The organism is Streptomyces sp. NPDC093064 (assembly GCF_044754605.1).
Lineage (GTDB): Bacteria > Actinomycetota > Actinomycetes > Streptomycetales > Streptomycetaceae > Streptomyces.
The window spans coordinates 167773-189932 of record NZ_JBIVPK010000012.1; the positions used below are offsets into that span (position 1 = coordinate 167773).

General features: G+C 73.1%; 20 protein-coding genes. 7 read left to right on the forward strand and 13 right to left on the reverse strand.

What is annotated here, in order from left to right; genetic code table 11:
• Positions 1–73 precede the first annotated feature (73 nt).
• Entirely contained in the window at positions 74–895 is an 822-nt protein-coding gene (locus ACIQFZ_RS17325; RefSeq protein WP_402691581.1) for a phospholipid scramblase-related protein, read from the forward strand.
• 7 nt (positions 896–902) lie between these two features.
• On the opposite strand, the gene ACIQFZ_RS17330 is transcribed toward ACIQFZ_RS17325, so the two are convergent.
• A complete protein-coding gene (locus tag ACIQFZ_RS17330; RefSeq protein WP_402691582.1) occupies positions 903–1883 on the reverse strand; it encodes a hypothetical protein in 981 nt (326 codons plus the stop codon).
• 317 nt (positions 1884–2200) lie between these two features.
• Here ACIQFZ_RS17330 and ACIQFZ_RS17335 point away from each other — a divergent pair, with 317 nt between their 5' ends.
• On the forward strand, positions 2201–2818 hold the full coding sequence (locus ACIQFZ_RS17335) for a TetR/AcrR family transcriptional regulator (protein WP_402691583.1): 618 nt from the start codon (positions 2201–2203) through the stop codon (positions 2816–2818).
• A 156-nt stretch (positions 2819–2974) separates the two neighbouring features.
• On the opposite strand, the gene ACIQFZ_RS17340 is transcribed toward ACIQFZ_RS17335, so the two are convergent.
• Positions 2975–4006 (reverse strand): DUF2510 domain-containing protein, encoded by a 1032-nt coding sequence (locus ACIQFZ_RS17340; protein WP_365421261.1) that lies wholly within the window; start codon positions 4004–4006, stop codon positions 2975–2977.
• Positions 4007–4190: 184 nt separating this feature from the next.
• Here ACIQFZ_RS17340 and ACIQFZ_RS17345 point away from each other — a divergent pair, with 184 nt between their 5' ends.
• Positions 4191–6860, forward strand: coding sequence for an ATP-binding protein (locus ACIQFZ_RS17345; protein WP_402691584.1), 2670 nt, complete (start codon positions 4191–4193; stop codon positions 6858–6860).
• A gap of 301 nt (positions 6861–7161) precedes the next feature.
• On the opposite strand, the gene pcaD is transcribed toward ACIQFZ_RS17345, so the two are convergent.
• Genes pcaD through ACIQFZ_RS17380 form a run of 7 tightly spaced genes read right to left on the reverse strand, consistent with a single transcriptional unit; the run spans position 7162 to position 13653 of the window.
• Positions 7162–8277 carry a 3-oxoadipate enol-lactonase gene (gene pcaD, locus ACIQFZ_RS17350; RefSeq protein ID WP_365775238.1) on the reverse strand — a complete coding sequence of 372 codons (1116 nt, stop codon included), beginning with the start codon at positions 8275–8277 and terminating at the stop codon, positions 7162–7164.
• Positions 8274–9626, reverse strand: a complete 1353-nt coding sequence (pcaB, locus tag ACIQFZ_RS17355; protein ID WP_365421252.1) for a 3-carboxy-cis,cis-muconate cycloisomerase — start codon at positions 9624–9626, stop codon at positions 8274–8276. Before pcaB ends, pcaD begins: the two co-directional genes overlap by 4 nt.
• Positions 9623–10228, reverse strand: a complete 606-nt coding sequence (pcaG, locus tag ACIQFZ_RS17360; protein ID WP_402691585.1) for a protocatechuate 3,4-dioxygenase subunit alpha — start codon at positions 10226–10228, stop codon at positions 9623–9625. Before pcaG ends, pcaB begins: the two co-directional genes overlap by 4 nt.
• A 6-nt stretch (positions 10229–10234) precedes the next feature.
• A complete protein-coding gene (gene pcaH, locus ACIQFZ_RS17365) occupies positions 10235–11008 on the reverse strand; it encodes a protocatechuate 3,4-dioxygenase subunit beta (RefSeq protein ID WP_402691586.1) in 774 nt (257 codons plus the stop codon).
• Positions 11009–11027: 19 nt separating this feature from the next.
• On the reverse strand, positions 11028–12230 hold the full coding sequence (locus ACIQFZ_RS17370; RefSeq protein WP_402691587.1) for a thiolase family protein: 1203 nt from the start codon (positions 12228–12230) through the stop codon (positions 11028–11030).
• The gene (locus ACIQFZ_RS17375) at positions 12227–12871 is read right to left on the reverse strand and encodes a CoA transferase subunit B (RefSeq protein WP_365421240.1); all 645 of its coding nucleotides are present in this window, start codon (positions 12869–12871) and stop codon (positions 12227–12229) included. The genes ACIQFZ_RS17370 and ACIQFZ_RS17375 overlap by 4 nt, the downstream gene beginning before the upstream one ends.
• The gene (locus tag ACIQFZ_RS17380; RefSeq protein WP_402691610.1) at positions 12871–13653 is read right to left on the reverse strand and encodes a CoA transferase subunit A; all 783 of its coding nucleotides are present in this window, start codon (positions 13651–13653) and stop codon (positions 12871–12873) included. Before ACIQFZ_RS17380 ends, ACIQFZ_RS17375 begins: the two co-directional genes overlap by 1 nt.
• Positions 13654–13894: 241 nt before the next feature.
• Here ACIQFZ_RS17380 and ACIQFZ_RS17385 point away from each other — a divergent pair, with 241 nt between their 5' ends.
• Positions 13895–14359: a MarR family winged helix-turn-helix transcriptional regulator gene (locus ACIQFZ_RS17385; protein WP_402691588.1), complete on the forward strand. Its 465-nt coding sequence runs from the start codon at positions 13895–13897 to the stop codon at positions 14357–14359.
• Positions 14360–14395: 36 nt separating this feature from the next.
• Here the strand turns inward: ACIQFZ_RS17385 and ACIQFZ_RS17390 are convergent, their stop codons facing one another.
• The gene (locus tag ACIQFZ_RS17390) at positions 14396–15400 is read right to left on the reverse strand and encodes a DUF3048 domain-containing protein (RefSeq protein WP_383058660.1); all 1005 of its coding nucleotides are present in this window, start codon (positions 15398–15400) and stop codon (positions 14396–14398) included.
• A 204-nt stretch (positions 15401–15604) separates the two neighbouring features.
• Between ACIQFZ_RS17390 and ACIQFZ_RS17395 the strand changes: the two genes are divergently transcribed.
• Positions 15605–16795, forward strand: a complete 1191-nt coding sequence (locus ACIQFZ_RS17395) for a zinc-dependent alcohol dehydrogenase (protein ID WP_402691589.1) — start codon at positions 15605–15607, stop codon at positions 16793–16795.
• Positions 16796–16875: 80 nt separating this feature from the next.
• Here ACIQFZ_RS17395 and ACIQFZ_RS17400 read toward each other — a convergent pair whose 3' ends face one another.
• The gene (locus ACIQFZ_RS17400) at positions 16876–17946 is read right to left on the reverse strand and encodes an ATP-dependent DNA ligase (protein ID WP_365421231.1); all 1071 of its coding nucleotides are present in this window, start codon (positions 17944–17946) and stop codon (positions 16876–16878) included.
• Positions 17947–18020: 74 nt separating this feature from the next.
• Between ACIQFZ_RS17400 and ligD the strand changes: the two genes are divergently transcribed.
• Positions 18021–19046: a non-homologous end-joining DNA ligase gene (gene ligD, locus ACIQFZ_RS17405; RefSeq protein ID WP_383058626.1), complete on the forward strand. Its 1026-nt coding sequence runs from the start codon at positions 18021–18023 to the stop codon at positions 19044–19046.
• 120 nt (positions 19047–19166) lie between these two features.
• Positions 19167–20243: a LacI family DNA-binding transcriptional regulator gene (locus ACIQFZ_RS17410; RefSeq protein ID WP_376651204.1), complete on the forward strand. Its 1077-nt coding sequence runs from the start codon at positions 19167–19169 to the stop codon at positions 20241–20243.
• A 25-nt stretch (positions 20244–20268) separates the two neighbouring features.
• Here ACIQFZ_RS17410 and ACIQFZ_RS17415 read toward each other — a convergent pair whose 3' ends face one another.
• Together ACIQFZ_RS17415 and ACIQFZ_RS17420 are read right to left on the reverse strand one after the other, a co-directional pair.
• Positions 20269–21060 carry a VOC family protein gene (locus tag ACIQFZ_RS17415; RefSeq protein WP_365775242.1) on the reverse strand — a complete coding sequence of 264 codons (792 nt, stop codon included), beginning with the start codon at positions 21058–21060 and terminating at the stop codon, positions 20269–20271.
• Positions 21061–21333: 273 nt separating this feature from the next.
• Positions 21334–21639, reverse strand: coding sequence for a hypothetical protein (locus ACIQFZ_RS17420; protein WP_402691590.1), 306 nt, complete (start codon positions 21637–21639; stop codon positions 21334–21336).
• Positions 21640–22160: the final 521 nt, after the last annotated feature.

Here is a 22160-nt window from a genome sequence, read left to right on the forward strand (position 1 = left end):
AATCCGCAGGTCAATGTGTGGCGTGCGTCACTCGCGCACATGGGTTCCGTCTGCCCGGCGGTAGTGTGCGCCGGTGAGTACGTATTCGAACACACCGGCAGGTTGGTACCCGGATCCGCACGGAGCGGCCCAGGCGCTGCGTTACTGGGACGGTTCCCAGTGGACGGAGCACACCCACGTCGACCAGCAGGCCCACGTCGCGCAGCAGGTGCCGCCGCAGCAGGCCGCCCACGACCCCCGCGTGCAGCGGCAGGTCCAGCACCAGGCCGGGGTCGCTCCGGGCGCCCAGGGCGGCGGCTCGCTGTTCAGCGAGCCGGTGCTCGTGGTGAACCAGAAGGCCAAACTGATCGAGCTGACCAACGAGTACGAGGTCTTCGACCAGCATGGCAACCGGATCGGCACGGTCACCGAGATCGGGCAGAGCGCGCTGAAGAAGGCGATGCGGTTCGTCTCCAGCCTCGACCAGTTCATGACGCACAGGCTCGAGATCCGCGACGCCTACGGCACACCCCAGTTGGTGCTCACCCGGCCGGCGAAGGTCTTCAAGTCGCGGGTGGTGGTCTCCCGTCCGGACGGCTCCGAGATCGGCGAGATCGTCCAGCAGAACGTCTTCGGCAAGATCAACTTCGCGATGAACGCGAACGGGCAGCAGGTCGGCGCGATCAAGGCGGAGAACTGGCGCGCCTGGAACTTCGCCATCGTCGACCACGCCGACAACGAGGTCGCCCGGATCACCAAGACCTGGGAGGGCCTGGCCAAGACGATGTTCACGACCGCCGACAACTACGTCCTGCAGATCCACTACCAGCTGCCCGAGCCGCTGCTGAGCCTGGTGGTCGCCACGGCGCTGACCGTCGACACGGCGCTCAAGCAGGACTCGCGCGGCTGGAACTGACCGCCGGTCACAGCGGGGTGAGGTGTCCCGGCCCCAAGGGCTGGGACGGCAGCGCCGGTTCCTGGGCGGGCGGTTCCGTCTCCAGGGCGAGCACGGCGGCCACGGGATGGTCCGGGACGCCACCCTGTCCGATGTGCTCAGGTCCGGGTGCCGGGTTGGCGTCCGTGGGTCGCGGGGTCGCCCTCGAGAGCGCCACGACCCCCCAGGAGGCGAGGGCCGCGCCCGCCGACGCCAGCAGCACGCCCGTCGCGCCGCCCCTCACCCCCTGGCCCAGCAGGGTGAGTCCGATCAGCGCGGCCGCTGCCGGGTTGGTCAGCGTCAGCACCGCGAGCGGGGCGCCGAGCCCGTCCCGGTAGGCGGTCTGCGACAGCAGCAGACCACCGGTCGCGAAGGCCGCGACGAGCAGCGCCACCATGATGACGCGGGCGCTGAGCAGGGGGCCGGAGTGGTCCGTGGCGGCCACCGTCACCGTCTGGGTGAGCGCGGAGGCCACGCCCGAGGCGACCCCGGACGCGGTCGCGTGCCGCAGGCCCGGCCGCGCCCCGGGCCGTGACAGCGCGCCGATCAGAACGGCCGTGGCACCCGCCACCGACAGTGCCTCGACGGGGCTCAGCACGCGCACCGGGGCCGGCCCGGAGGCCGCGAGGAGCAGGGCGGCCAGTCCGAGCAGCGTGCATGCGGTGCCCAGCCACTCGGCCGCCGCGACCCGCCGCCCGGCCATCCGTGCCCCCAGCGGCACGGCGGCCACCAGAGTGAGCGCGCCGAGCGGCTGGACCACGGTCAGCGGACCGTACTTCAGGGCCACCACATGCAGCAGGGCCGCCGATCCGTTCAGTGCGACGGCCCACCACCAGGCGCCGGCGCGGAGGAGTCCGCGCGCACCCGTTCCGCGGGTGCGCGCGGCAAGCCGTTCCTGGGCCACCGCGGCGGTCGCGTACGCGACGGCCGAGAACAGCGACAGGACGACGGCCGTCAGAGCGGCGTTCACCGGCCCGCCCCTGCCGGGGCGTTCCCCTCGGCCGGCCCGGACTCGTGGGCGAGCGGGCGCCGCGCCGGTCCGTCGGGCTCCGCTTCGGCGGCCTCGCTTCGGGATGTCATGCCAGGCCCTCTCGTGGTGGTGCGTGGGATGGTGCTGTCCGCATCCGCGTCGATGTACGGTACATCGACACGAGAGCGTACCGATACGGCAGTGTACCGATACGCATGCGTACCGGTACACTGCCGTATCGATGGACCTTCGCCACACCGGAGAGCGGGCCCGGAGCCCGGGCCTGAACTCCCGGGACACGAGTGAGGAGCGCAGCGATGACATCGCAGGCCGCGGACGAGCCGGAGACGGTTGTCGCCCCGCGCCGCTCCAAGCTCACGCCGGAGCGTGAGCAGGAGTTCTTCGACGCCGTACTCGAACAGATCCGCGAGCACGGCTACGACGCCGTCTCCATGGAGGGAGTCGCCGCCAGCACCCGGTGCAGCAAGTCCACGCTCTACCGGCAGTGGCGGACCAAGCCGCAGTTCGTGGCCGCCGCCCTGCGCTCCAGCGGCCGCTGCCGCTTCGCCGGCATCGACACCGGCTCGCTCGCCGAGGACCTGCGGCGGGTCGCGCTGGCCGCGGGCCAGTGGTCGGGCCGGGACACCCGCCTCCTCCAGGCGCTCGGGCACGCGATCACGCTGGACCCCGAGCTGAAGCGGGCGCTGCGCGAGACGCTGGTCGAGCCGGAGGTCGCCGCGCTGCGGGCGATCCTGCGGCGCGGGGTGGAGCGCGGCGAGGTCCGCGCGGACAACCCGGCGCTGGAGTTCGTGCCCGCGCAGTTGTTCGGCGTCCTGCGCATCCGGCCCGTGCTGGAGGGGGAGTACGCCGACCCGGACTACGTGCTCCGGTTCCTGGAGGCCGCGGTGCTGCCGGCACTGGGTCTCGGTTCATGACCCAGGCCACCGTCCCCGGGATGACCGGGCGGTGACCTGTCCGCGCCGCACCGTGGGGACGGGGGCGGCGCGCACCCCCGGCCGGGCGGGGTACCTCTGGAGCGGAGAGGTGCCCCGCCCGGCCGCCTTGGGTCCGGGTACGGCTCGGAAGCCGGCTCAGACGCTCTGGCCGTTGCCGCCGCCCGAGGAGGCCTCGATGCCCCGGGTGATGTCGTCGATCACGGACTGCGACTCCCCGACGTCGAGGCCGAAGCGGACGACGACGAGTTGCCGGGAGTCGGCGGGCGAGGGGAAGGCCAGGGTCTCCACGTACCCGTCGGCGCCCTTGCTGGTGACGGCCTTCCAGCGGACCAGGTAGCCCTTCTGCCCGGCCACGGTCACCGCCTTGGAGGCCAGCACCTGGTGGGAGGTTATGCCGCCGTAGGCCTCGCCCCCGTAGGAGTCCTCGGCGTTCTTCGCTATGTCGGCCTTGGCGACCTCCTCGGGCGTGCTCCCGCGGACGCCCAGCGCGAGCGCGGGCGCCGAGTAGGCGCCGCCCTTGGTGCAGTTCTTGGACGTGTCGCCGGGGCACTTGTAGGAGTCGTTCGACGTGACCTGGGCGCCCACCCCCAACTCCTGGCCGTACCAGCCGTCGGGCACGGGCAGGCTGATGCCGCTGACCGCGTCGGTCACCGAGCCGCTCCTGATCTTCGGCGCCTCGGACGGCCCGCCGTCGGACCCGCCGGACCCACCGGACCCGCCGGAGTCGCCCGAGCCCCCGCCCGGGCCGCCGAAGGGGCCGCGTTCCTCGCCGGTGCCGCCCCGGTCGTCCTGTCCCTGCCGGGACCCGGCACGGCCGTCCTTGCCGCCGACGTCGTTGGCCAGCGCGTACACGCCGACGCCGATGCTCGCCAGCACCGCGGCCGCCACCGCGACGGCGATGCCGATACGCAGGCCGCGGCGCGCGGGGGCGGGCGGCCGGCCCGGGTATCCGGGGTGCGCCGGATAGCCCGGGTATCCCGGATACCCCTGCTGGGCCGGGTACGGCCCGGGGGCCGCCTGCTGCGCCGGGGGACCCCACACGGCGGCCGATCCGACGGGACGGGTCTGGTCCGTCCATGCCCTGCCGTCCCACCAGCGCTCGGTGGCGGGGCCGTCACTTGTCTGCCCGGGGTCGGGGTACCACCCGGGAGGAGTCACCTGCGTCATGTGCCTACCGTATGAGGCGTCGGTGAAAGCCCGATGAGAGGACCCCGGTCCCGCTCCCGGCGCAGCCCTCATTACCCCAGGTCACCCGTCAGGGCAACAGGTGACGGGACCGGCCGCCGCATCGACCGCTCGGGGGCTACGCTCGAAGTCTGCATGCCGTCTGGCGACTTGGGGAGGTAGCGGGATGACGGAGGTACGGCCGGGCACGGCCGCCTCGGGCTCGCTGTGGGAGCGTGACGAGGAACTCACCGCCGTCGTCAGCGCGATCGACGTCCTGTGCGCCGACCGCGCGTCCTCGGGAGGGCTGCTGGTCCTGGAGGGGGAGGCCGGTCTCGGCAAGACCGCCCTGCTGACCGAGACCCGCCGTATCGCCGGGGAACGCGGCTGCGCGGTGTGGTCGGCGCGCGGCGGGGAGACCCTGCGCTCCGTCCCCTTCAACGTGGTGCGGCAGCTGCTCCAGCCCGCGCTCCTGTCGCTGATGCCCGAGGAGGCCCGCGAATACCTCGGCGACTGGTACCACATCGCCTGCCCCGCCCTCGGCATCGCGGAACCCCGGGACGGGCAGGCCGACCCGCAGGGCGTGTGCGACGGACTGGTCGCCGCCGTGCGCCGGCTGGCCGAGCGCGAGTGGCCGCTGGTGCTGCTGATCGACGACGCCCACTGGGCCGACGTGGAGACGCTGCGCTGGCTCGCCACGTTCGCCGAGCGCCTGGAGGCCCTGCCCGTACTGCTCGTCGTGACCCGCCGGCCCGGCGGGTTCGGCGGCGAGGGCGCCCGGTGCCTGGACGCGGCCGTCGCCGTCGCGGGCGTGCACACCCTGAACCCCCTCACGCCCGAGGCGACCGCCGGACTCACCCGCACCACCCTCGGCCCGCACGCCGACGCCCCGTTCTGCCGCGAGGTCTGGGCGGTCACCGGCGGCAACCCGTACGAGACCGTCGAACTGCTCGCCAAGGTGCGCGACAGCGAACTCGAACCGGTCGAGGCCCAGGCCGCCGAACTGCGCCCCCTGAACCGCTCGGCCCGCGGCGGCGGCCTCGTCGCCCGCCTGGAGGAACTCGGCATCGACGCCACCCGGTTCGCCTGGGCCGCCGCCGTCCTGGGCACCGGCATCTCCGCGGAGCTCGTCGCCCGGCTGGCCACCATGAACCGCGACGACGCCGAGCGCTGCGCCGAACTGCTGCGCCGCGCCCGCATCCTCACCGAGCCGGACCCGGCGAGCACCCGGGGCGGCGGCGGGGACCTGGAGTTCGTGCACCCGCTGATCGCCACCGCCGTCTACAACTCCATCCCGGACGCCCTGCGCACCGCCATGCACGGCATCGCCGCCCAGGTGGTCGCCGACTCCGGGTTCGGCGCCGCCGCGGCCTCCCGGCACCTGCTCCAGGTCCACCCGGACGACGACCAGGAACTCGTCGAGCAGCTCCGCGAGGCGGCCCGCGAACACCTCGCCGTCGGCGCGTCCGACGCGGCCCGCCGCTGCCTGGAGCGGGCCCTGCTGGAGCCGCCGACCCCCGGAACGCACGCACGCGTGCTCTACGAGCTGGGCTGCGCCACGCTGCTGACCGCGCCCGCCACCACCATCGAGCACCTCCAACGCGCGCTCGCCATGCCCGGCCTGGACGGCGCCACCCGCGTGGACGCCGTGTGGCGGCTGTCCCAGGCCCTGCTGCACAACGACCAGCTGGAGGAGGCAGTCCGCACGGTCGCGGCGGAGGCCGCCCGCCACGAACCGGGTCCCACCCGGATGCGGTTGCAGGCCGTCCAGTACATGTGGGAGGGCCTGTACACCGGCGGTACCAGCTCCCCGGACCGCTCCGAGCAGCTCGCCGGACTCGCCGCCGGCTGCACCGGACGTGACAACTCCGAGCGCGCCCTGCTGATCCTGCGCGGCTTCGACGCCATGACCCGCGGCGAGAGCGCCGAGGAGGTCGTCGAGATGTGCGACCGGGCCCTCGTCAACGGCCGCCTCGCCCCCGGACTCGGCTGGACCGACACCGAGTGGGGCATCGAACTGCTGCTGATGCTCGCCAGCGCCTACGCCTACTGCGACCGCCTCGACCGCGCCGAAACCCTCTACACCGAGGCCCTGCGCGCCTACGAGACCGCCGGCTGGAGCGGCGGCCACCTCGCCCTCGCCCACGCCTACGTCGGCCTCGGGCACCGCAGGCGCGGCCGGCTGCGGGAGGCGGAGGAGGCCCTGCGCGCAGCGCTGCGCCTGGCCGAGCGGATCGGCCGCGGACTGCCCCTGTACTGGACCGCGACCTGCAACCTCGTCGACACCCTGCTCGCCCGCGGCCATGTCGAGCGGGCCTGGGAGGTCGCCGAGCAGCATGCCTTCGCCCCGCCCTACCCGTCCACCATCGTGCTGCCCGATCCGCACAGCGTGCGCGGCCGGCTGCTGCTGGCCCTCGGCCGAACCGAGGACGCCGTCAACGAACTGGAGGCGGCCGAGAAGGCGGCGGCCGCCCGCGGCCACCAGAACCCGGTGACGGTGCCCTGGGCGGCCGACCTGGCCCGCGCGCTCGCCACCGAGGACCCCGAGCGGGCGGGCCGGCTCGTCGCTGACCTCCGCCGCCAGGCCGAGCGGTTCGGCACCGACACCGCCATAGGAGAGGCCCTGCGATGCGCCGCGGCCCTGGAGACCGGCCAGCGCGCGGTCCGGCTGGCCGCGCAGGCCGTCACCTACCTGGAGGCCTCTCCCTGCCAGTACGAACACGCCGTCGCCCGCGTCGAGTTCGGCATCGTCTCGCGCTCGGCCGCCGAGCTGGGCCGGGGCCTGGCACTGGCGCGCTCGTGCGGCGCGGACGGCCTGGCGGAACAGGCGGCGCGCCTGCTGGAGTCGGAACACTGAGTGGGCCGGGCCCCGTTGTAGGGCCCGGCCGGCGGAACATGCCGCGTGCGCGGGGTCCGGTACGCCCGTCCGCGTCTTGCGGACGCGCGCGCCGGACCGCGCTCATCTGGGCCGACGGTGACTGTAGCCGTCCCGCGACTTGATCGGCCGGACGGGCCCTGGTGCACACCCGGGAGCCGGGAGCCGGGACGCCGCCGCCGGTGTCCGTGCTCACGTCGGCGGCCGGCGGTGCGGGCCACCGACGGCGCCACGGCCCGTCGGGTCACTCGTCGTTACTCTCGTCACCCTTCGTTACCCCTCGTCACTCCTCCCCGGATTCCTCCGCCAGCACCCGCTGGGCCACCGCGAACGCCGAGTTCGCCGCCGGGACTCCGCAGTACACGGCGCTCTGGAGCAGCGCCGCGCCGATCTCCTCCGGGGTGAGGCCGTTGCGGCGGGCCGCCCGTACGTGCATGGCCAGTTCGTCGTAGTGGCCGTGCGCGATCAGCGCCGTCAGGGTGATCAGGCTGCGCTCGCGGCGGCTCAGCGTCGGGTCGGTCCAGATCTCGCCCCAGGCGTAGCGGGAGATGAAGTCCTGGAAGCGGGCCGTGAACGGGGTCTGCCGGGCCTGCGCCCGGTCGACGTGCGCGTCGCCGAGCACCTCGCGGCGCACCTCCATGCCCCGCCGGGGAGCACCGTCGAGGTGGGTGCGCAGCGCCGCCAGGACCGCCTCGGGGCACTGCGCGGGCGCCAGGTGCGAGGCGCCGGGAATCTCCACCAGCGCCGAGCCCGGCACCGCGTCGGCGATCTGCCGCAGATGCGCGGGCGGGGTGGCCGGATCCTCTCGGCCCGCGACGAGCAGCGTGCGCGCGCCGATTTGAGGCAGCAGGTCGGTCAGATCGAAGGCGGCCAGCGCGTCGCAGCAGGCGGCGTACGCCTCCGGGTCGGCCTCCCGGTGGTCCCGGACCAGCTCCGGCACGGTGAAGTCACCGGCGAACCACCGGGCGTCGGCGCTCTCGACCAGCCAGTCCAGCCCGTCCCGCCGGACCCGTTCGGCCCGCTCCTGCCACGCTTTGGCGCCGTTGAAGTGGGCCGACGAGCAGATGACAGCGAGCGAGTCGACGCGTTCGGGGTGGTGCACGGCGAGGTGCAGACCCACCGCACCGCCCAGCGACACCCCGGCGTACACGAACCGTTCGATGCCGAGCGAGTCGGCGAGCGCCAGCACCAGGCCGGCGAGGTCGCCGACGGTCGCGCCGGGCCCGATCAGCCCGGCCGGCGAACCCCCGTGCCCGGGCAGGTCCCAGCGGACCACCCGGTGGGAGATCGCCAGCTCGGGCGCGACCTTGTCCCACAGCGCGTACGACGTGCCGAGGGACGGCCCGAGCAGCAGTGGGGGAGCGGAGGCGGGGCCTTCGAGAAGGTGGTGCAGGGTCAACGTCGCTCCAGGGCACGGTCGGTGAGGGCTCCGGCGGAGCCGGTGTAACGGGCCGGGTCGGTGAGCTCGGCCAGGTCGACGTCCTTCAACTCGGGCTGTTCCGACAGGAGGTCCCCAAGGCTTCGGTTCTCGGTGTAGGTGCGCCGGGCGAGTTCGGTGAGCAGCTCCTTCGCCCGGGCACGGCCGAGCATCGGGGCCAGTTCGGCCGACAGCCGCTCGGAGACGATCAGCCCGTGGGTCAGCCCGAGATGGGCGCGCATCGCGTCCGCGTCCACTCGCAGCCCCTCGGTCAGCTCCGCCGCGTCGCGGGCCGCGCCGCCGACGAGCCGCAGCAGTTCCCGCAGCGGCTCCCACTCGGCATGCCAGGCGCCGGGCGGCCGTTCGTCCTGCGCCGCCAGCGACCCGTAGAGGGTGGCCGCGAGTTGCGGCGCACGCCGGGCGGCGGCCGCGATCAGCGTGGACCGCACGGGGTTCGCCTTGTGCGGCATGGCGGAGGAACCGCCACCGCTGCCCTCGGCGAGTTCGGCGGTCTCCGTGCGGGTCAGGACCAGCACGTCCACGGCGATCTTGCCCAGCACCCCGGCGGCGAAGGCGAGGCATCCGGCGAGGTCGGCGACCGGGGTGCGCAGGATGTGCCACGGCAACAGCGGCTCGCACAGGCCCAGTTCACGGGCGTACGCGGTGACGAGCGCGGTCGGGTCCTCGGCGCCGTACGCGGCGAAGGCCGCCAAGGTCCCCGCCGCACCGCCGAGTTGGACGGGCAGGGAGTCCCGCACCCGGGTCAGGCGGTCCCGGGCGTCCAGCACCAGGGATCGCCACCCGGCCGCCTTCAGACCGAACGTCGTCGGCACGGCGTGCTGGGTCAGCGTCCGGCCCGGCATCGCCGTGTCGCGGTGGGCGGCGGCCGTCCGGGCCAGCGCCTGTTCGGTGCGGGCCAGGTCGGCGAGGACCAGGTCCAGGGTCCGCACGGCGACCAGCATCGTCGCCGTGTCCATGATGTCCTGGCTGGTCGCGCCCCGGTGGACGCAGGGGCCGTACTCCTCGCCCACGGCCTCGGTGAGGTCGGCGACCAGCGGGATGACCGGGTTTCCGCCGCCGCGGGCGCGCTCCGCGAGCGCGCGCACGTCGAAGCGGCCTGGATCGGCCGCCCGGGTCACCGCCTCGGCCGCACGGGCCGGGACGAGGCCGAGCGCGGCCTGGGCCCGGGTGAGCGCCGCCTCCGCGTCGAGCAGAGCCCGCAGATAAGCGGAGTCACTCGTCGCGGACGCGGCGGGGGAGCCGGCCCAGCCCGGACCGAGCAGACCGACGTCGAAACCGACGGCGGCGGGATCAGCGGCAGGTGGTGTCACCGGAACTCCAGGAAGACCGTCTCGCCCTCGCCCTGAAGGCGGATGTCGAAACGGTGTGCCCCACTGCCCTCCCGCGCGGCGATCAGCGTGCCGCGCCGCTCCTCGTCCACCTGGGCGAGCAGCGGGTCGGCGGCCAGCGCGGCCTCGTCGCCGGGCAGGTAGATCCGGGTGAACAGATGCACGAGCAGTCCGCGGGCGAACACGCACACGCTGAGGTAGGGGGCGTTTTGTCCGCGCGCGCCGGGCCGCAGCGTCCGCACGTACCAGTGGCCGTCGACGTCGGTCTGGATGCGGCCGAAGCCGGTGAACTCCACCCCGTTGCGGCCGAGGTGGTCGCCGGAGGCCGGGTCGCGTCGCATCGAGCCGTCCACGGCCGGCAGGTTGCCGTCCGGGTCGGGCCCCCACACCTCCACGAGGGCGTCCGGCAGGGGCCGCCCCTCGCCGTCGTACACGTATCCGTGCACGGTGACCGTGTCCGGGTGCCCCAGGGGCGCGATCTCCTCGCCGCCGCGGAAGGGGAGCGCGTAGCCGTAGAAGGGGCCCACCGTGTGCGACGGAGTGGGCAGCACGTTCTCGGGGCTGCTCGTGTCGATCTTCGTCATGGCAGGTCAGCGTCCTTCTTCGATCCAGGTGGCGTGCGGGCCGTCCAGCACGATGTCCCAGTGGTAGCCGAGCGAGAACTCCGGCACCGACAGGCTGTGGTCGTAGGTGGCGACCAGCCGCTGCCGGGCCGCGTCGTCCGTCACGGACTGGAGGATCGGGTCGTACGCGAACAGCGGGTCGTTCGGGAAGTACATCTGCGTCACGAGCCGCTGCGTGAACGCCGTGCCGAAGACCGAGAAGTGGATGTGCGCCGGACGCCAGGCGTTGACGTGGTTGCGCCACGGGTACGGGCCCGGCTGGATCGTGGTGAACCGGTAGAAGCCGTCCGTGTCGGTCAGCGTGCGGCCGACGCCGGTGAAGTTGGGGTCCAGCGGGGCGTCGTGCTGCTCGCGCTGGTGAGCGTAGCGGCCCGCGGAGTTGGCCTGCCAGATCTCGACGAGCTGGCCGCGCACGGGCCGCCCGTCGCGGTCGAGCAGCCGCCCGGAGACGGTGATCCGCTCACCGATCGGCTCCCCCGTGTGCTGCCGGGTGAGGTCGTTGTCGACCCCGGTGATGTCCCGCTCGCCGAACGCGGGCGAGGACAGTTCGACCAGCTCCGGATCCTTGGCGGCGTCGATGGCGACCAGCGGCTGCTTCGGGTGGCGCAGCACCGAGGAGCGGTACGGCGCGTAGTCGCGGCGCGGATGGTGCTCGACCGGGGCGCCGTCGGCGACGCGCTTCTCGTACGCGGCGTGCTCGGCCGCGACCTCCTGGTCGATGTCGTGCTGAGTGAGAGCCATGGGGATTCCTAGCGCTTCCTTAGCGTTCGAGGACGAGGGCGAGGCCCTGGCCGACGCCGATGCAGAGGGTGGCGACGCCGACTCCTCCGCCCTTGCGGGCGAGTTGGTGGGCGACGGTGCCGGCGAGCCGGGCGCCGGAGGCGCCGAGCGGATGGCCGAGTGCGATGGCCCCGCCCTGGGGGTTGAGGATGCCGGGGTCGAACTCGGGCCACTCGGCGACGCATCCGAGGACCTGGGCGGCGAAGGCCTCGTTGAGTTCGAGGGTGTCGAGGTCGGCGAAGGTCTTCCCGGCCTTGGCCAGGGCCCGGTTGACGGCTTCGACGGGGGCGAGGCCGAAGTAGTGCGGGTCGGTGGCGCTCACACCGCTGGCGGAGATCCGGGCCAGGGGTTCACGGCCGGTGGCCTTAAGGCCTTCCTCGTCGGTCAGGAGCAGGGCGGCGGCGCCGTCGTTCAGTGGGGAGGCGTTCCCGGCCGTCACCGTGCCGTTCGCCGTGCGGAACGACGGCTTGAGCTTCGCCATGGCCGCCAGGGACGTGTCCGGACGTACGGACTCGTCGGCGGCGAAGACCAGCGGGTCGCCCTTGCGCTGCGGGACGGCGATCGGCGCCAACTCGGCCTCGAGCAGGCCCTGTTCCTGCGCGGCGGCGGCCTTCTGATGACTGCGCAGCGCGAACTCGTCCTGCTGCTCGCGGCTGATCTTGTGCTTCCCGGCGATGAGTTCGGCCGACTCGCCGAGCGGGACGGTCCACTGCGGTTCCATCCTGGGGTTGACCATGCGCCAGCCCAGGGTGGTCGAGTACATCTCCGCGTGTGCGGCAGGGAAGGCCCGGTCGGGCTTGGGCAGCACGTAGGGGGCGCGGGTCATGGACTCCACACCGCCGGCCACGGCGATCGAGGCGTCGCCGACCGCGATGGCGCGGGCGGCCTGGATCACCGCCTCCAGGCCGGAGGCGCAGAGCCGGTTGACGGTCACGCCGGGCACGGAGGTCGGCAGGCCGGCCAGCAGGCCGGCCATGCGGGCGACGTTGCGGTTCTCCTCGCCGGCACCGTTGGCGTTGCCGAAGTAGACGTCCTCGATCCGGACCGGGTCCAAGTCGGGCGTACGGGCGAGGAGTTCGCGGATCGCGTGGGCGGCGAGGTCGTCCGGGCGGACGCTCGCCAGTGCGCCGTTGTAGCGGCCGATCGGGGTGCGGACCGCGTCGACGAGGTAGACGGTCTTCACAGCAGGTCCTTTGCGACGGTCAGCTTGGCGTCGGTCCTGGCGGTGACCTCGCCGACGCTGACGCCGGGCGCGGTCTCGACCAGGACGAGTCCGTCGTCGGTGACGTCCAGGACGCCGAGGTCGGTGATGATCCGGTTCACGCACGCCTTGCCGGTCAGGGGCAGCGCGCACTGTTCGAGGATCTTCGGGGAGCCGTCCTTGGCGGTGTGGGTCATCACCACGATCACCGTGCGGGCGCCGTGGACCAGGTCCATCGCCCCGCCGATCCCGGTGATCATCTTGCCCGGTATCGCCCAGTTGGCAAGGTCACCGCCCGCGGAGACCTGCATGGCACCCAGCACGGCGACGTCGATGTGCCCGCCACGGATCATCGAGAACGACAACGCCGAGTCGAAGAACGAGGCCCCCGGCAGGACCGTCACCGTCTCCTTGCCCGCATTGATCAGATCGGGGTCGACGGCGTCCTCGGTGGGGTAGGGGCCGGTGCCCAGGATGCCGTTCTCCGACTCCAGGACCACCTCCACACCCTCCGGCAGGTAGTTCGGGATCAGCGTGGGCAGACCGATGCCCAGGTTGACGTACTGGCCGTCCCGCAGCTCCCGCGCGGCACGGGCGGCCATCTCCTCACGCGTCCAGGCCATCAGCTGCTCACCGTTCCTCGTGCCGAAGGCGCCGAAATGGTGCGCTGTTCGATCTTCTTGTCCGCCGCCTGCTCCGGCGTGAGGGCGATTACCCGCTGGACGAAGATGCCCGGCAGGTGCACCGCGTCCGGATCGATCTCACCCGGCTCGACCAGTTCTTCCACCTCGGCGATGGTGACCCTGCCGGCCATGGCGGCCAGCGGGTTGAAGTTCCGGGAGGACTTGTTGAACACCAGGTTCCCGTGCCGGTCGCTCTTCGCCGCCCGCACCAGCGCGAAGTCGGTCCGGATCCCCCGCTCCAGCACGTACTCGGTGCCGTCGAACTCGCGGACCTCCTTCCGTGGCGACACCAGCGCCACCCCGCCCCGGCCGTCGTAACGCCAGGGCAGTCCGCCCTCGGCGACCTGCGTGCCGACCCCGGCCGGGGTGTAGAAGGCGGGGATCCCGGCGCCGCCGGCCCGCAGCCGCTCGGCCAGCGTGCCCTGCGGGATCAGCTCCACTTCCAGCTCACCGGCCAGATACTGCCGCGCGAACTCCTTGTTGGCGCCGATGTAGGAGCCCGTCACCCGCGTGATCCGGCCCGCCGCCAGCAGGACCGCCAGACCCGACTCCATCGCGCCGCAGTTGTTGGACACCACCGACAGCCCGCCCACCCCGCGCTCGTACAGCGCCTGGATGAGCACGTTCGGCACCCCGCTCAGCCCGAAACCGCCGACCGCGAGCGACGCGCCGTCCGATACGTCGGCCACCGCCTCCACGGCCGTGGCGACCACCTTGTCCATCGAATCAAGCCTCATCTCTGCCGAGCATCCAGCAACCGCAGATAGTCAGCACACTGACTATTTCGTGGGTTCCCTCACGCTGCCACTTGGGGCGTGCGCAGTCAATACCGTCTTGACCAGGATGAGCAGGACGGTCGAGGCGCCGGGGAACCCGTGATGTACGGCTGGCTCGTCGGCGGTATCGTTCAGTGCACCTACAGAACGCCACGGATGACACGACGGACCGACGCGAGGAGCGCACATGGGCGCGGTGGACCTCTCGACCCACCCCGGGCATCTGGCCCGGCGGTTGCAGCAGGCGCACTACCTGCTGTGGAACACGATGGTCTCCGAGGAGATCACCTCGCCGCAGTTCGCGGTCCTGAACGTGCTCGTCGCCGAGCCGGGGCTCGACCAGCGCACGGTGGGGGAGCGGGTGGGCCTCGACCGGTCCACCATCGCGGAGGTGATCAGCCGCCTCGGCCGTCGCGGGCTGCTCGACAAGGTGCGTGACCCGCAGGACGGCCGCCGTTTCATGCTGCGGCTGACCGGGGAGGGGCGGCGCACCCACCGGAAGCTCACCGTGCGCACGGCCCGGATGAACCAGGTCTTCCTGGGGCCGCTCAGTGCCGACGAGCAGGCCCTCTTCTTCGACCTCATCCGGCGGGTCGCGGACGCGGCCGAGGGACTGCGCCATCCGCCGGAACCCTTCGCCACGCAGCCCTGATCGCGTCCACCGCCGTCGCCGGTCATCGCCCACACGTCACCGGTCCGGGGTGAAGACCACCCAGACCTGACCCCGGGCGAAGTTCACGTCCGTGCCGTCGGCGGCCGTGAACCGCGTGCCGTCCGCCGCGCCCGGGCGCTTCCAGGTGGCGTCGTACACCCGCCCGTCGCGCAGTACCTCCGCCTTCCCCGAACCGACGGTCTCGGTGTACGGGGTGTAGTTGCCGAGCACGTCGTGCAGATCCGACTTGCGTACCCTCACGTGCTGCACCACGACCGTCGTGGGCACCACCTGCTGCCCGTCGGTCGTGACGGTCTGGCGGCCGTCCATCGCCACCTTCCAGCCGTGCCGCCCGGCGGACCAGGTGAAGGTGAACCGGGCCGCCGGGTACCGGACCGTGCGCGAGGTCTCGGCGCGGCCGCCCGCTGGTGCCGGGCCGTAGTGGAAGCCGGTGGTCAGCGCGTCCGCTCCCGGGGCCGAGTCCAGGAGCTTGTCGGGGCGCAGGTAGAGGTTGTGCGGGGCCGGCTTGGCGGTGCCCCGGAAGTACGCGTCGGGCTTGTTGTCGGGCGCTCTGGGGGACAGCGGGGCGGCGTCGATCAGCGGCAGCAGTTTCTTCTGGGCGCCGGAGAAGGCGAGCGTGGGACGGTCGAACTGGCGCAGCAGTTCGAGGTCGGACTCGCGCGCGCTGCGCACCGGCCCGACGACCGGGGGCAGTCGGGTGGCGTAGACCGCCATCAGCCGGCTCAGCCCGCCTTCGACCTGCTCCGCGTACACGATGTCGGCGGCGTTCAGACCGGTCTGGGGGCGGGCCGCTCCCACGTTGTCGATCTTGACGGCGAGGACGGGGCCGGCGTGCGCCGGACTCGGTGCCGGGGTCTGCGGCAGCTCCCGCACCGACCTCGGGGTCTCTCCCTTTCCGTCCTGCCCGTCTTCGACGGTGCCGTGCCGCGCCGTGCAGCCCGTCGCCAGGGTGGCCGTCGCCATGGCGGCCAGCAGCGCCACCGCCGAGGCGGAGTAGCGCACGCGCACGCTTCGTCCCAAGTCCACCGTTCAGCCCCCGTCTCCGTGCCTCTGTCTTTTGACTGTGTGTTTATCCGCTCATCGATGGCCATACCCGTTCGGTTCTGATCGAGCGCGTCCGGTGGGCCGATCGGCCCAATGAGCCGGCCGGCGGTTCGGCGGGGCGGGCCCCGGGTACCCGGGCGCGGCATGGGAGAGGCAGAACCACGGAGGGAGCGCGCCGCGATGAAGGCAGTGACGTGGCAGGGCAAGCGCGACGTTCGGGTGGACGAGGTCCCCGACCCGAAGATCCAGGAGCCGACGGACGCCGTCATCCGGATCACCTCGACCGGCCTGTGCGGCTCCGATCTGCACCTCTACGAGGTGCTCACGCCGTTCATGACACCGGGGGACATCCTCGGCCACGAACCCATGGGCATCGTGGAGGAGGTCGGCGCCGAGGTGCCGAACCTCAAGCCCGGCGACCGGGTGGTCGTACCGTTCCAGATCTCCTGCGGCCACTGCTTCATGTGCTCCGCGGGCCTGACGACCCAGTGCGAGACCACCCAGGTCACCAGCGAGGGCATGGGCGCCGCCCTGTTCGGCTACACCCGCCTGTACGGCGCCGTGCCGGGCGCCCAGGCCGAGTACCTGCGCGTCCCGCAGGCCCAGTTCGGCCCGATCAAGCTCCCTGAGGGCCCGCCTGACGACCGGTTCCTCTACCTCTCGGACGTGCTGCCGACCGCCTGGCAGGCGGTCGCGTACGCCGAGGTGCCGCGCGGCGGGAGCGTGGCCGTACTCGGTCTCGGCCCCATCGGCGACATGGCGTGCCGGATCGCCAAGGCGCGCGGCGCCGAGCGGGTGTTCGGCGTGGACCTGGTCCCGGAACGGCTGGTCCGGGCGCGCCGGCGGGGCGTCGAGACATACGACCTGCGCGGCTTCGACAACGAGAAGGAACTGGTCGCGGCGATCCGCGACGAGACACAGGGACGCGGGCCCGACGCCGTGATCGACGCGGTCGGCACCGAGGCGCACGGCAGCGCGGCCGCCCGTCTCGTCCAGCAGGCCGAGGCTGTGCTGCCGCACGCGCTGAGCGCACCGCTCGCGGAACGCTTCAGCGTGGACCGGCTCGCCGCCCTGCACGCCGCCATCGAGCTGGTGCGCCGCGGCGGCACGCTCTCCCTGAGCGGCATCTACGGCGGCACGGCCGACCCGATGCCGATGATCACGCTCTTCGACAAGCAGATCCAGATGCGCATGGGCCAGGCCAACGTCCGCCGCTGGACCGACGAGATCATGCCCTATCTGACGGACGAGGACCCGCTCGGCGTCGACGACTTCGCCACGCACCGGCTGCCGCTGTCGGACGCCCCGCACGCGTACGAGATGTTCCAGCGCAAGCAGGAAGGGGCCGTCAAGGTCGTCATGCGGCCGTGAGTCCGCCAAGGTCGTCAAGCGGCCGTGAGCGCGGGCGGCCCGCGTCCGGGGCGCCGCGCACGGGCTCGGGGCCGGCGGGCTCAGGGGCGGGAGCCGAAGACCTCCGCCAGGTCGTAGCGGACCGGCTCCTCCAACTGGGCGTAGGTGCAGCTCTCCGGCGCGCGGTCCGGGCGCCAGCGGCGGAAGCGGGCAGTGTGCCGGAACCGCGCCCCGTTCTCCATGTGGTCGTAGGCCACCTCGGCCACCCGCTCCGGCCGCAGCGGCACCCAGGACAGGTCCTTCTTCCCCGACCAGCGGCTGGGCGCGCCGGGCAGCCGGGCCGCCTCGTGGGCCGCCTCGTCCGACCAGGCCGCCCACGGGTGCCCGGTGACGTCGTCCATCCGCAGCGGCTCCAGCTCCTCGATCAGCTCGGCGCGCCGCTTCATCGGGAACGCGGCGGACACACCGACGTGTTGCAGGGTGCCCCGGTCGTCGTACAGGCCGAGCAGCAGGGAGCCGACGACGGGGCCGCTCTTGTGGTGGCGGTACCCGGCGACCACCACGTCCGCCGTGCGCTCGTGCTTGACCTTGAACATGGCCCGCTCGTCCTGGAGATAGCGCAGCCCCGGCGGCTTGGCGACGACACCGTCCAGGCCGGCGCCCTCGTACTGCTCGAACCAGCGCCGGGCCACCTCGATGTCGGTCGTGGCGGGTGCCACGTGCACCGGAGCGGTGACCCCCGCCAGCGCCCGGACCAGCAGCGCGCGCCGGTCGGACAGCGGCACGTCCAGCAGGGACTCGCCGTCCAGGGCGAGCAGGTCGAAGGCCACGAAGGAGGACGGGGTCCGCTCGGCCAGCATCCGCACCCGGGAGTCGGCCGGGTGGATCCGCTCGGTCAGCGCGTCGAAGTCCAGCCGGCCCTCCCGCGCGATCACGATCTCCCCGTCCAGCACGCACCGCTCGGGCAGCCGCTCCTTGAGCGCCTCGACCAGCTCGGGAAAGTACCTGGTCAGCGGCTTTCCCGTACGGCTGCCGAGCTCGACCTCGGCTCCGTCGCGGAACACGATCGCCCGGAACCCGTCCCACTTCGCCTCGTACTGCATGTCCGGCGGGATCCTCGCCACCGACTTGGCGAGCATCGGCTTCACGGGGGGCATCACCGGCAGGTCCATGCCTAGATTCTGCGCGCCCGCGCGCGTGCTCGCCCGGTGTGCGAGGTCAGCGAGCTGCCCCTACCGTGGCTCGCATGGGCGATGCGGTGGAACTGGAGGTGGGCGGGCGGACCGTGCGGCTGTCCAGCCCGGACAAGGTGTTCTTTCCCGAGCGCGGGTTCACCAAGCTGGACATCGCCCGGTACTACCAGGCCGTCGCCCCCGGCATCCTGCGCGCCCTGCGCGACCGCCCCACCACCCTGGAGCGCTACCCGGACGGCATCACCGGCGAGTGGTTCTTCCAGAAGCGGGCGCCCAAGGGCATGCCCGCGTGGATTCCCACCGCCCACATCACCTTCCCCAGCGGCCGCAGCGCCGACGAGATGTGCCCCACCGAGGAGGCCGCCGTGGTGTGGGCCGCCCAGTACGGCACGCTCACCTTCCACCCCTGGCCGGTACGCCGCGACGACGTCGACCACCCCGACGAACTGCGCATCGACCTCGACCCCCAGCCCGGCACCGACTTCGCCGACGCCGTGCGCGCTGCCCACGAACTGCGGTCCGTTCTGGAGGAGTTCGGGGGCCTGCGCGGCTGGCCCAAGACCTCCGGCGGCCGCGGCCTGCACGTGTTCGTGCCGATCCAGCCGCGCTGGACCTTCACCCAGGTACGGCGTGCCGCGATCGCCGTGGGCCGGGAGATGGAACGCCGGATGCCCGAACACGTGACGATCAAGTGGTGGAAGGAGGAGCGCGGCGCCCGCATCTTCCTGGACTACAACCAGACGGCCCGCGACCGCACCATCGCCTCCGCCTACTCCGTGCGCCCCCGCCCCCACGCCCCCGTCTCGGCGCCCCTGCGCTGGGAGGAGGTCGACGCCGCCCGACCCCAGGACTTCGACGTGGCCACCATGCCGTCCCGGTTCGCCGAAGTCGGCGACGTGCACGCCGACATGGACGACCACACCTTCTCCCTGGAGGCGCTGCTGGAACTGGCCACCCAGGACGAACGCGACCACGGCCTCGGCGATCTGCCCTACCCGCCCGAGTACCCGAAGATGCCGGGCGAGCCGAAGCGGGTCCAGCCGAGCCGGGCGAAGAAGGAGGGTCCGGCCGCCGGCTGAGTGCGGGGGCTGAGTGCGCGGGTACCACTGGTGGGAGGCGCACTGCGGGTCGAGAGCGCTCTCATGACGGGGCCCGGGCGCGGCTATCCTGATCCGCAAACGCCGGTGAGGAGCGCAGAAGTGACCGAGACAGCGTCGCGTCCCACGTTGGAGGCCGTGGCCGCACGTGCGGGGGTGTCGCGGGCCACCGTGTCCCGGGTGGTGAACGGCGGCGACGGGGTGAGGGAGCCGCTGGCCGAGCGGGTGCGGCGGGCCGTGGAGGAACTCGGGTACGTGCCGAACCAGGCCGCCCGCAGCCTGGTGACCAAGCGGCACGACGCCGTCGCCGTCGTCGTCGCCGAACCGGAGACCAGGGTCTTCGCCGACCCCTTCTTCGCACTGCAACTGCGGGGCATCAGCAAGGAGCTGACGGCCCACGACTCGCAGCTCGTGCTGCTGCTGACGGAGGGGCGCGACGACCACGCCAGGGTCGGGCGCTACCTCGCCGGCGGTCACGTCGACGGCGCGCTCGTGTTCTCGCTGCACCTCGACGACCCGCTGCCGGGGCTGATCCGGCGCGCCGGGGTGCCGACCGTGTTCGGCGGGCGGCCCGGCTGGAGCGACGACACCGCCCCCGGCGCCGCGGACTCCGCGCGGAAGGCCGGGAACTCCGCGGTCGTCTATGTCGACAGCGACAACCGGGGCGGGGCGCGGGCGGCCGTACGGCATCTGGTCGGCCTCGGCCGGACCAGAATCGGGCACATCACCGGCGCCCTCGACCAGACCTCGGCGGTGGACCGGCTCGACGGCTTCCGGGACGTGATGGTCGACGCCGACCCCCGGCTGATCGTGGAGAGCGACTTCACCCCGGCCGGCGGCGAGCGCGCCATGCGCGAACTCCTCGACCGCTGCCCGGACCTGGACGCGGTGTTCGCCGCGAACGACCTCACCGCCTCCGGTGCCCTGCGTGTGCTGCGCGAGCGCGGGCTGCGGGTCCCCGACGACGTCGCCGTGGTCGGCTTCGACGACATGCTGCCCGTGGCCGAGCAGACCGAGCCGCCGCTGACGACCGTGCGTCAGGACATCGAGGAGATGGGCCGGCTGATGGCCCGCCTCCTGCTGCGCGGCCTCGACGGGCAGGGCGCCGAGGCCGGGGTGGGCGGCGCGCCGCGCAGCGTCATCCTGCCGACCACCCTCGTACGGCGCGCGTCCGCGTGAGCCCCGCCGGGCTGCCGGGGCGGCCTCACGTCTGCGGCGGGGCGCTCCTGATCACCGCGAAGCGGGCGCCGTAGGGGTCGGCGAGCCTGGCGATGCGGCCGACGCCCGTGACGTCGGTCGCGGGCACCCGGACCCTGCCGCCCAGCTCCTCGGCCCTGGCCACGGTCGCGTCCGTGTCCGGGACCTCGAAGTACGGCAGCCAGTACGCGCCCGTCTTCGCCTCGGTCGGGTCGTCGGCGAGGGCCACGATGCCGCCGAACATGGCGTCCTCGCCGCCCTCGGCGGGGTTCACGCATGTGTAGGTGCCGCCGGGGAAGGGCACCGCGGAGGTCTCCAGGCCCAGCACCTTGTTGTAGAACGCTGCCGCCGCGGCGATGTCCGCCGTGTACAGCTCGACCCAGCACAGCGAGCCCGTCTCGCCGGCCATGTCCACGCCCTTGATCCGCCCCGGCTGCCAGATGCCGAACGGCACGCCCGCCTTGTCGGCGAGGACCGCCATGTGCCCCTCGCCCATCACGTCCATGGGCTGGACCAGCACGGTGCCGTGCGCCTCCTCGGCGGCCTTGGCGGTCGCCGCCGCGTCGGCGCTCTGGAAGTACACGGTCCAGGAGGGCGGCCCCTGCTCCGGCGTGGTCTGCATCCCGCCGGCCACTGTCCTGCCGCCGAGCTGGAAGAAGCCGTAGCCACCGGCCTGCGGCCCGGCCGACTGGAACCGCCAGCCGAAGAGAGCGCCGTAGAAGGAGCCGGCGCCGTCGATGTCGGGGGTGCCGACGTCGATCCAGTTAGGAGCGCCGTTGACGAAACGGGTGGTGAGCATCCTTGCCCTCCTTCGAAGGTGCCCGGTTGTCTGCACTGCCGAGTCTGTCACCGCCCACCGACAACCGCCGCCGCAACACGACCCCCCACCGGGCTGCGCCATGACGGCGAGGTCCGGCCCGGGGACGCGCTCACCACTCGGACTCGGGCCGCTGCACGGCGAGTGTCCGGCCTGGGCCTTGTGGCTGCCGCGAGACAACGACGGCCGGCCCTGGAACGGCGTCGCTGCGCGGGCTCGGAGCTGCTGCCCCGGTCGACTGCGGTGGTCGCGGGGTTACCCGGTCGCGGTCGCCGCCCCGGCTCCTTGCGGCACCTCGGTCACGACGGCCGCCCCTCGGGACCGCCACACGGCACGGTGACCGGACTGGTCGAGGGTCGCGATGGTCGTCCCTGGGCGCCGTCGTACGGCGACGGTGGGTTGCTTGGGGCGTGGTTGTCGCGCGGCGACGGCGGCGGGCCTGCGGGCGAGGTTGCCGCTCGGCTCGGGGCTGTTGCCTCGGTCGAGAGCGGTGATCGCGGGCGCGGCGGTCGTCCAGGGGGCGTGGCTGTCAATCCTGCGCGTGGCCGTTGTCCTGGTCATGCTGCTCGACGGCCCGCGGTGGTCGGCCCGGTGGCGGCGGTCACCTGGTCGTGGCGGTGAACCTGCTGGCGGTGCTCGCCAGGAAGAGGTGGTCGCCCCGTGCCGAGGCGGTCACCTGCCCGGTGCGGTCACCCCGCTGACAGCGTTCACCTGGCCGCTACGGTCGCTCTGCTGACGGCGGTCACCCGGCCGCCGCGGTGAACCCGCTGGCGTTGGCCGCCTGGCAGCGGCGGTCGCCCTCCGCCGAGGCGGTCACCCGTCCGCTGCGGTCGCGCCGCTGACGGCGGTCACGTGCCCGTGGCGGTCGCCCCGCTGGCGGCAGTCACCTGGCTGCGCTGGTCGCCCCGGTGGCGGTGGTCGCCCGGCCGCGGTGGTCGGCCCGGTGGTCGTCCCTTCCGGCACGCGTGGAGTGCCCTCGTGTTTTGGGGCGGTCCGCGCGCCGCCGTGCGGTTCGGGTGGGGGTGCGGTCATCATCGAGGCGGTGGGTGGCTGCGGGGGACGCGTTGAGCCGGTGTTGATCG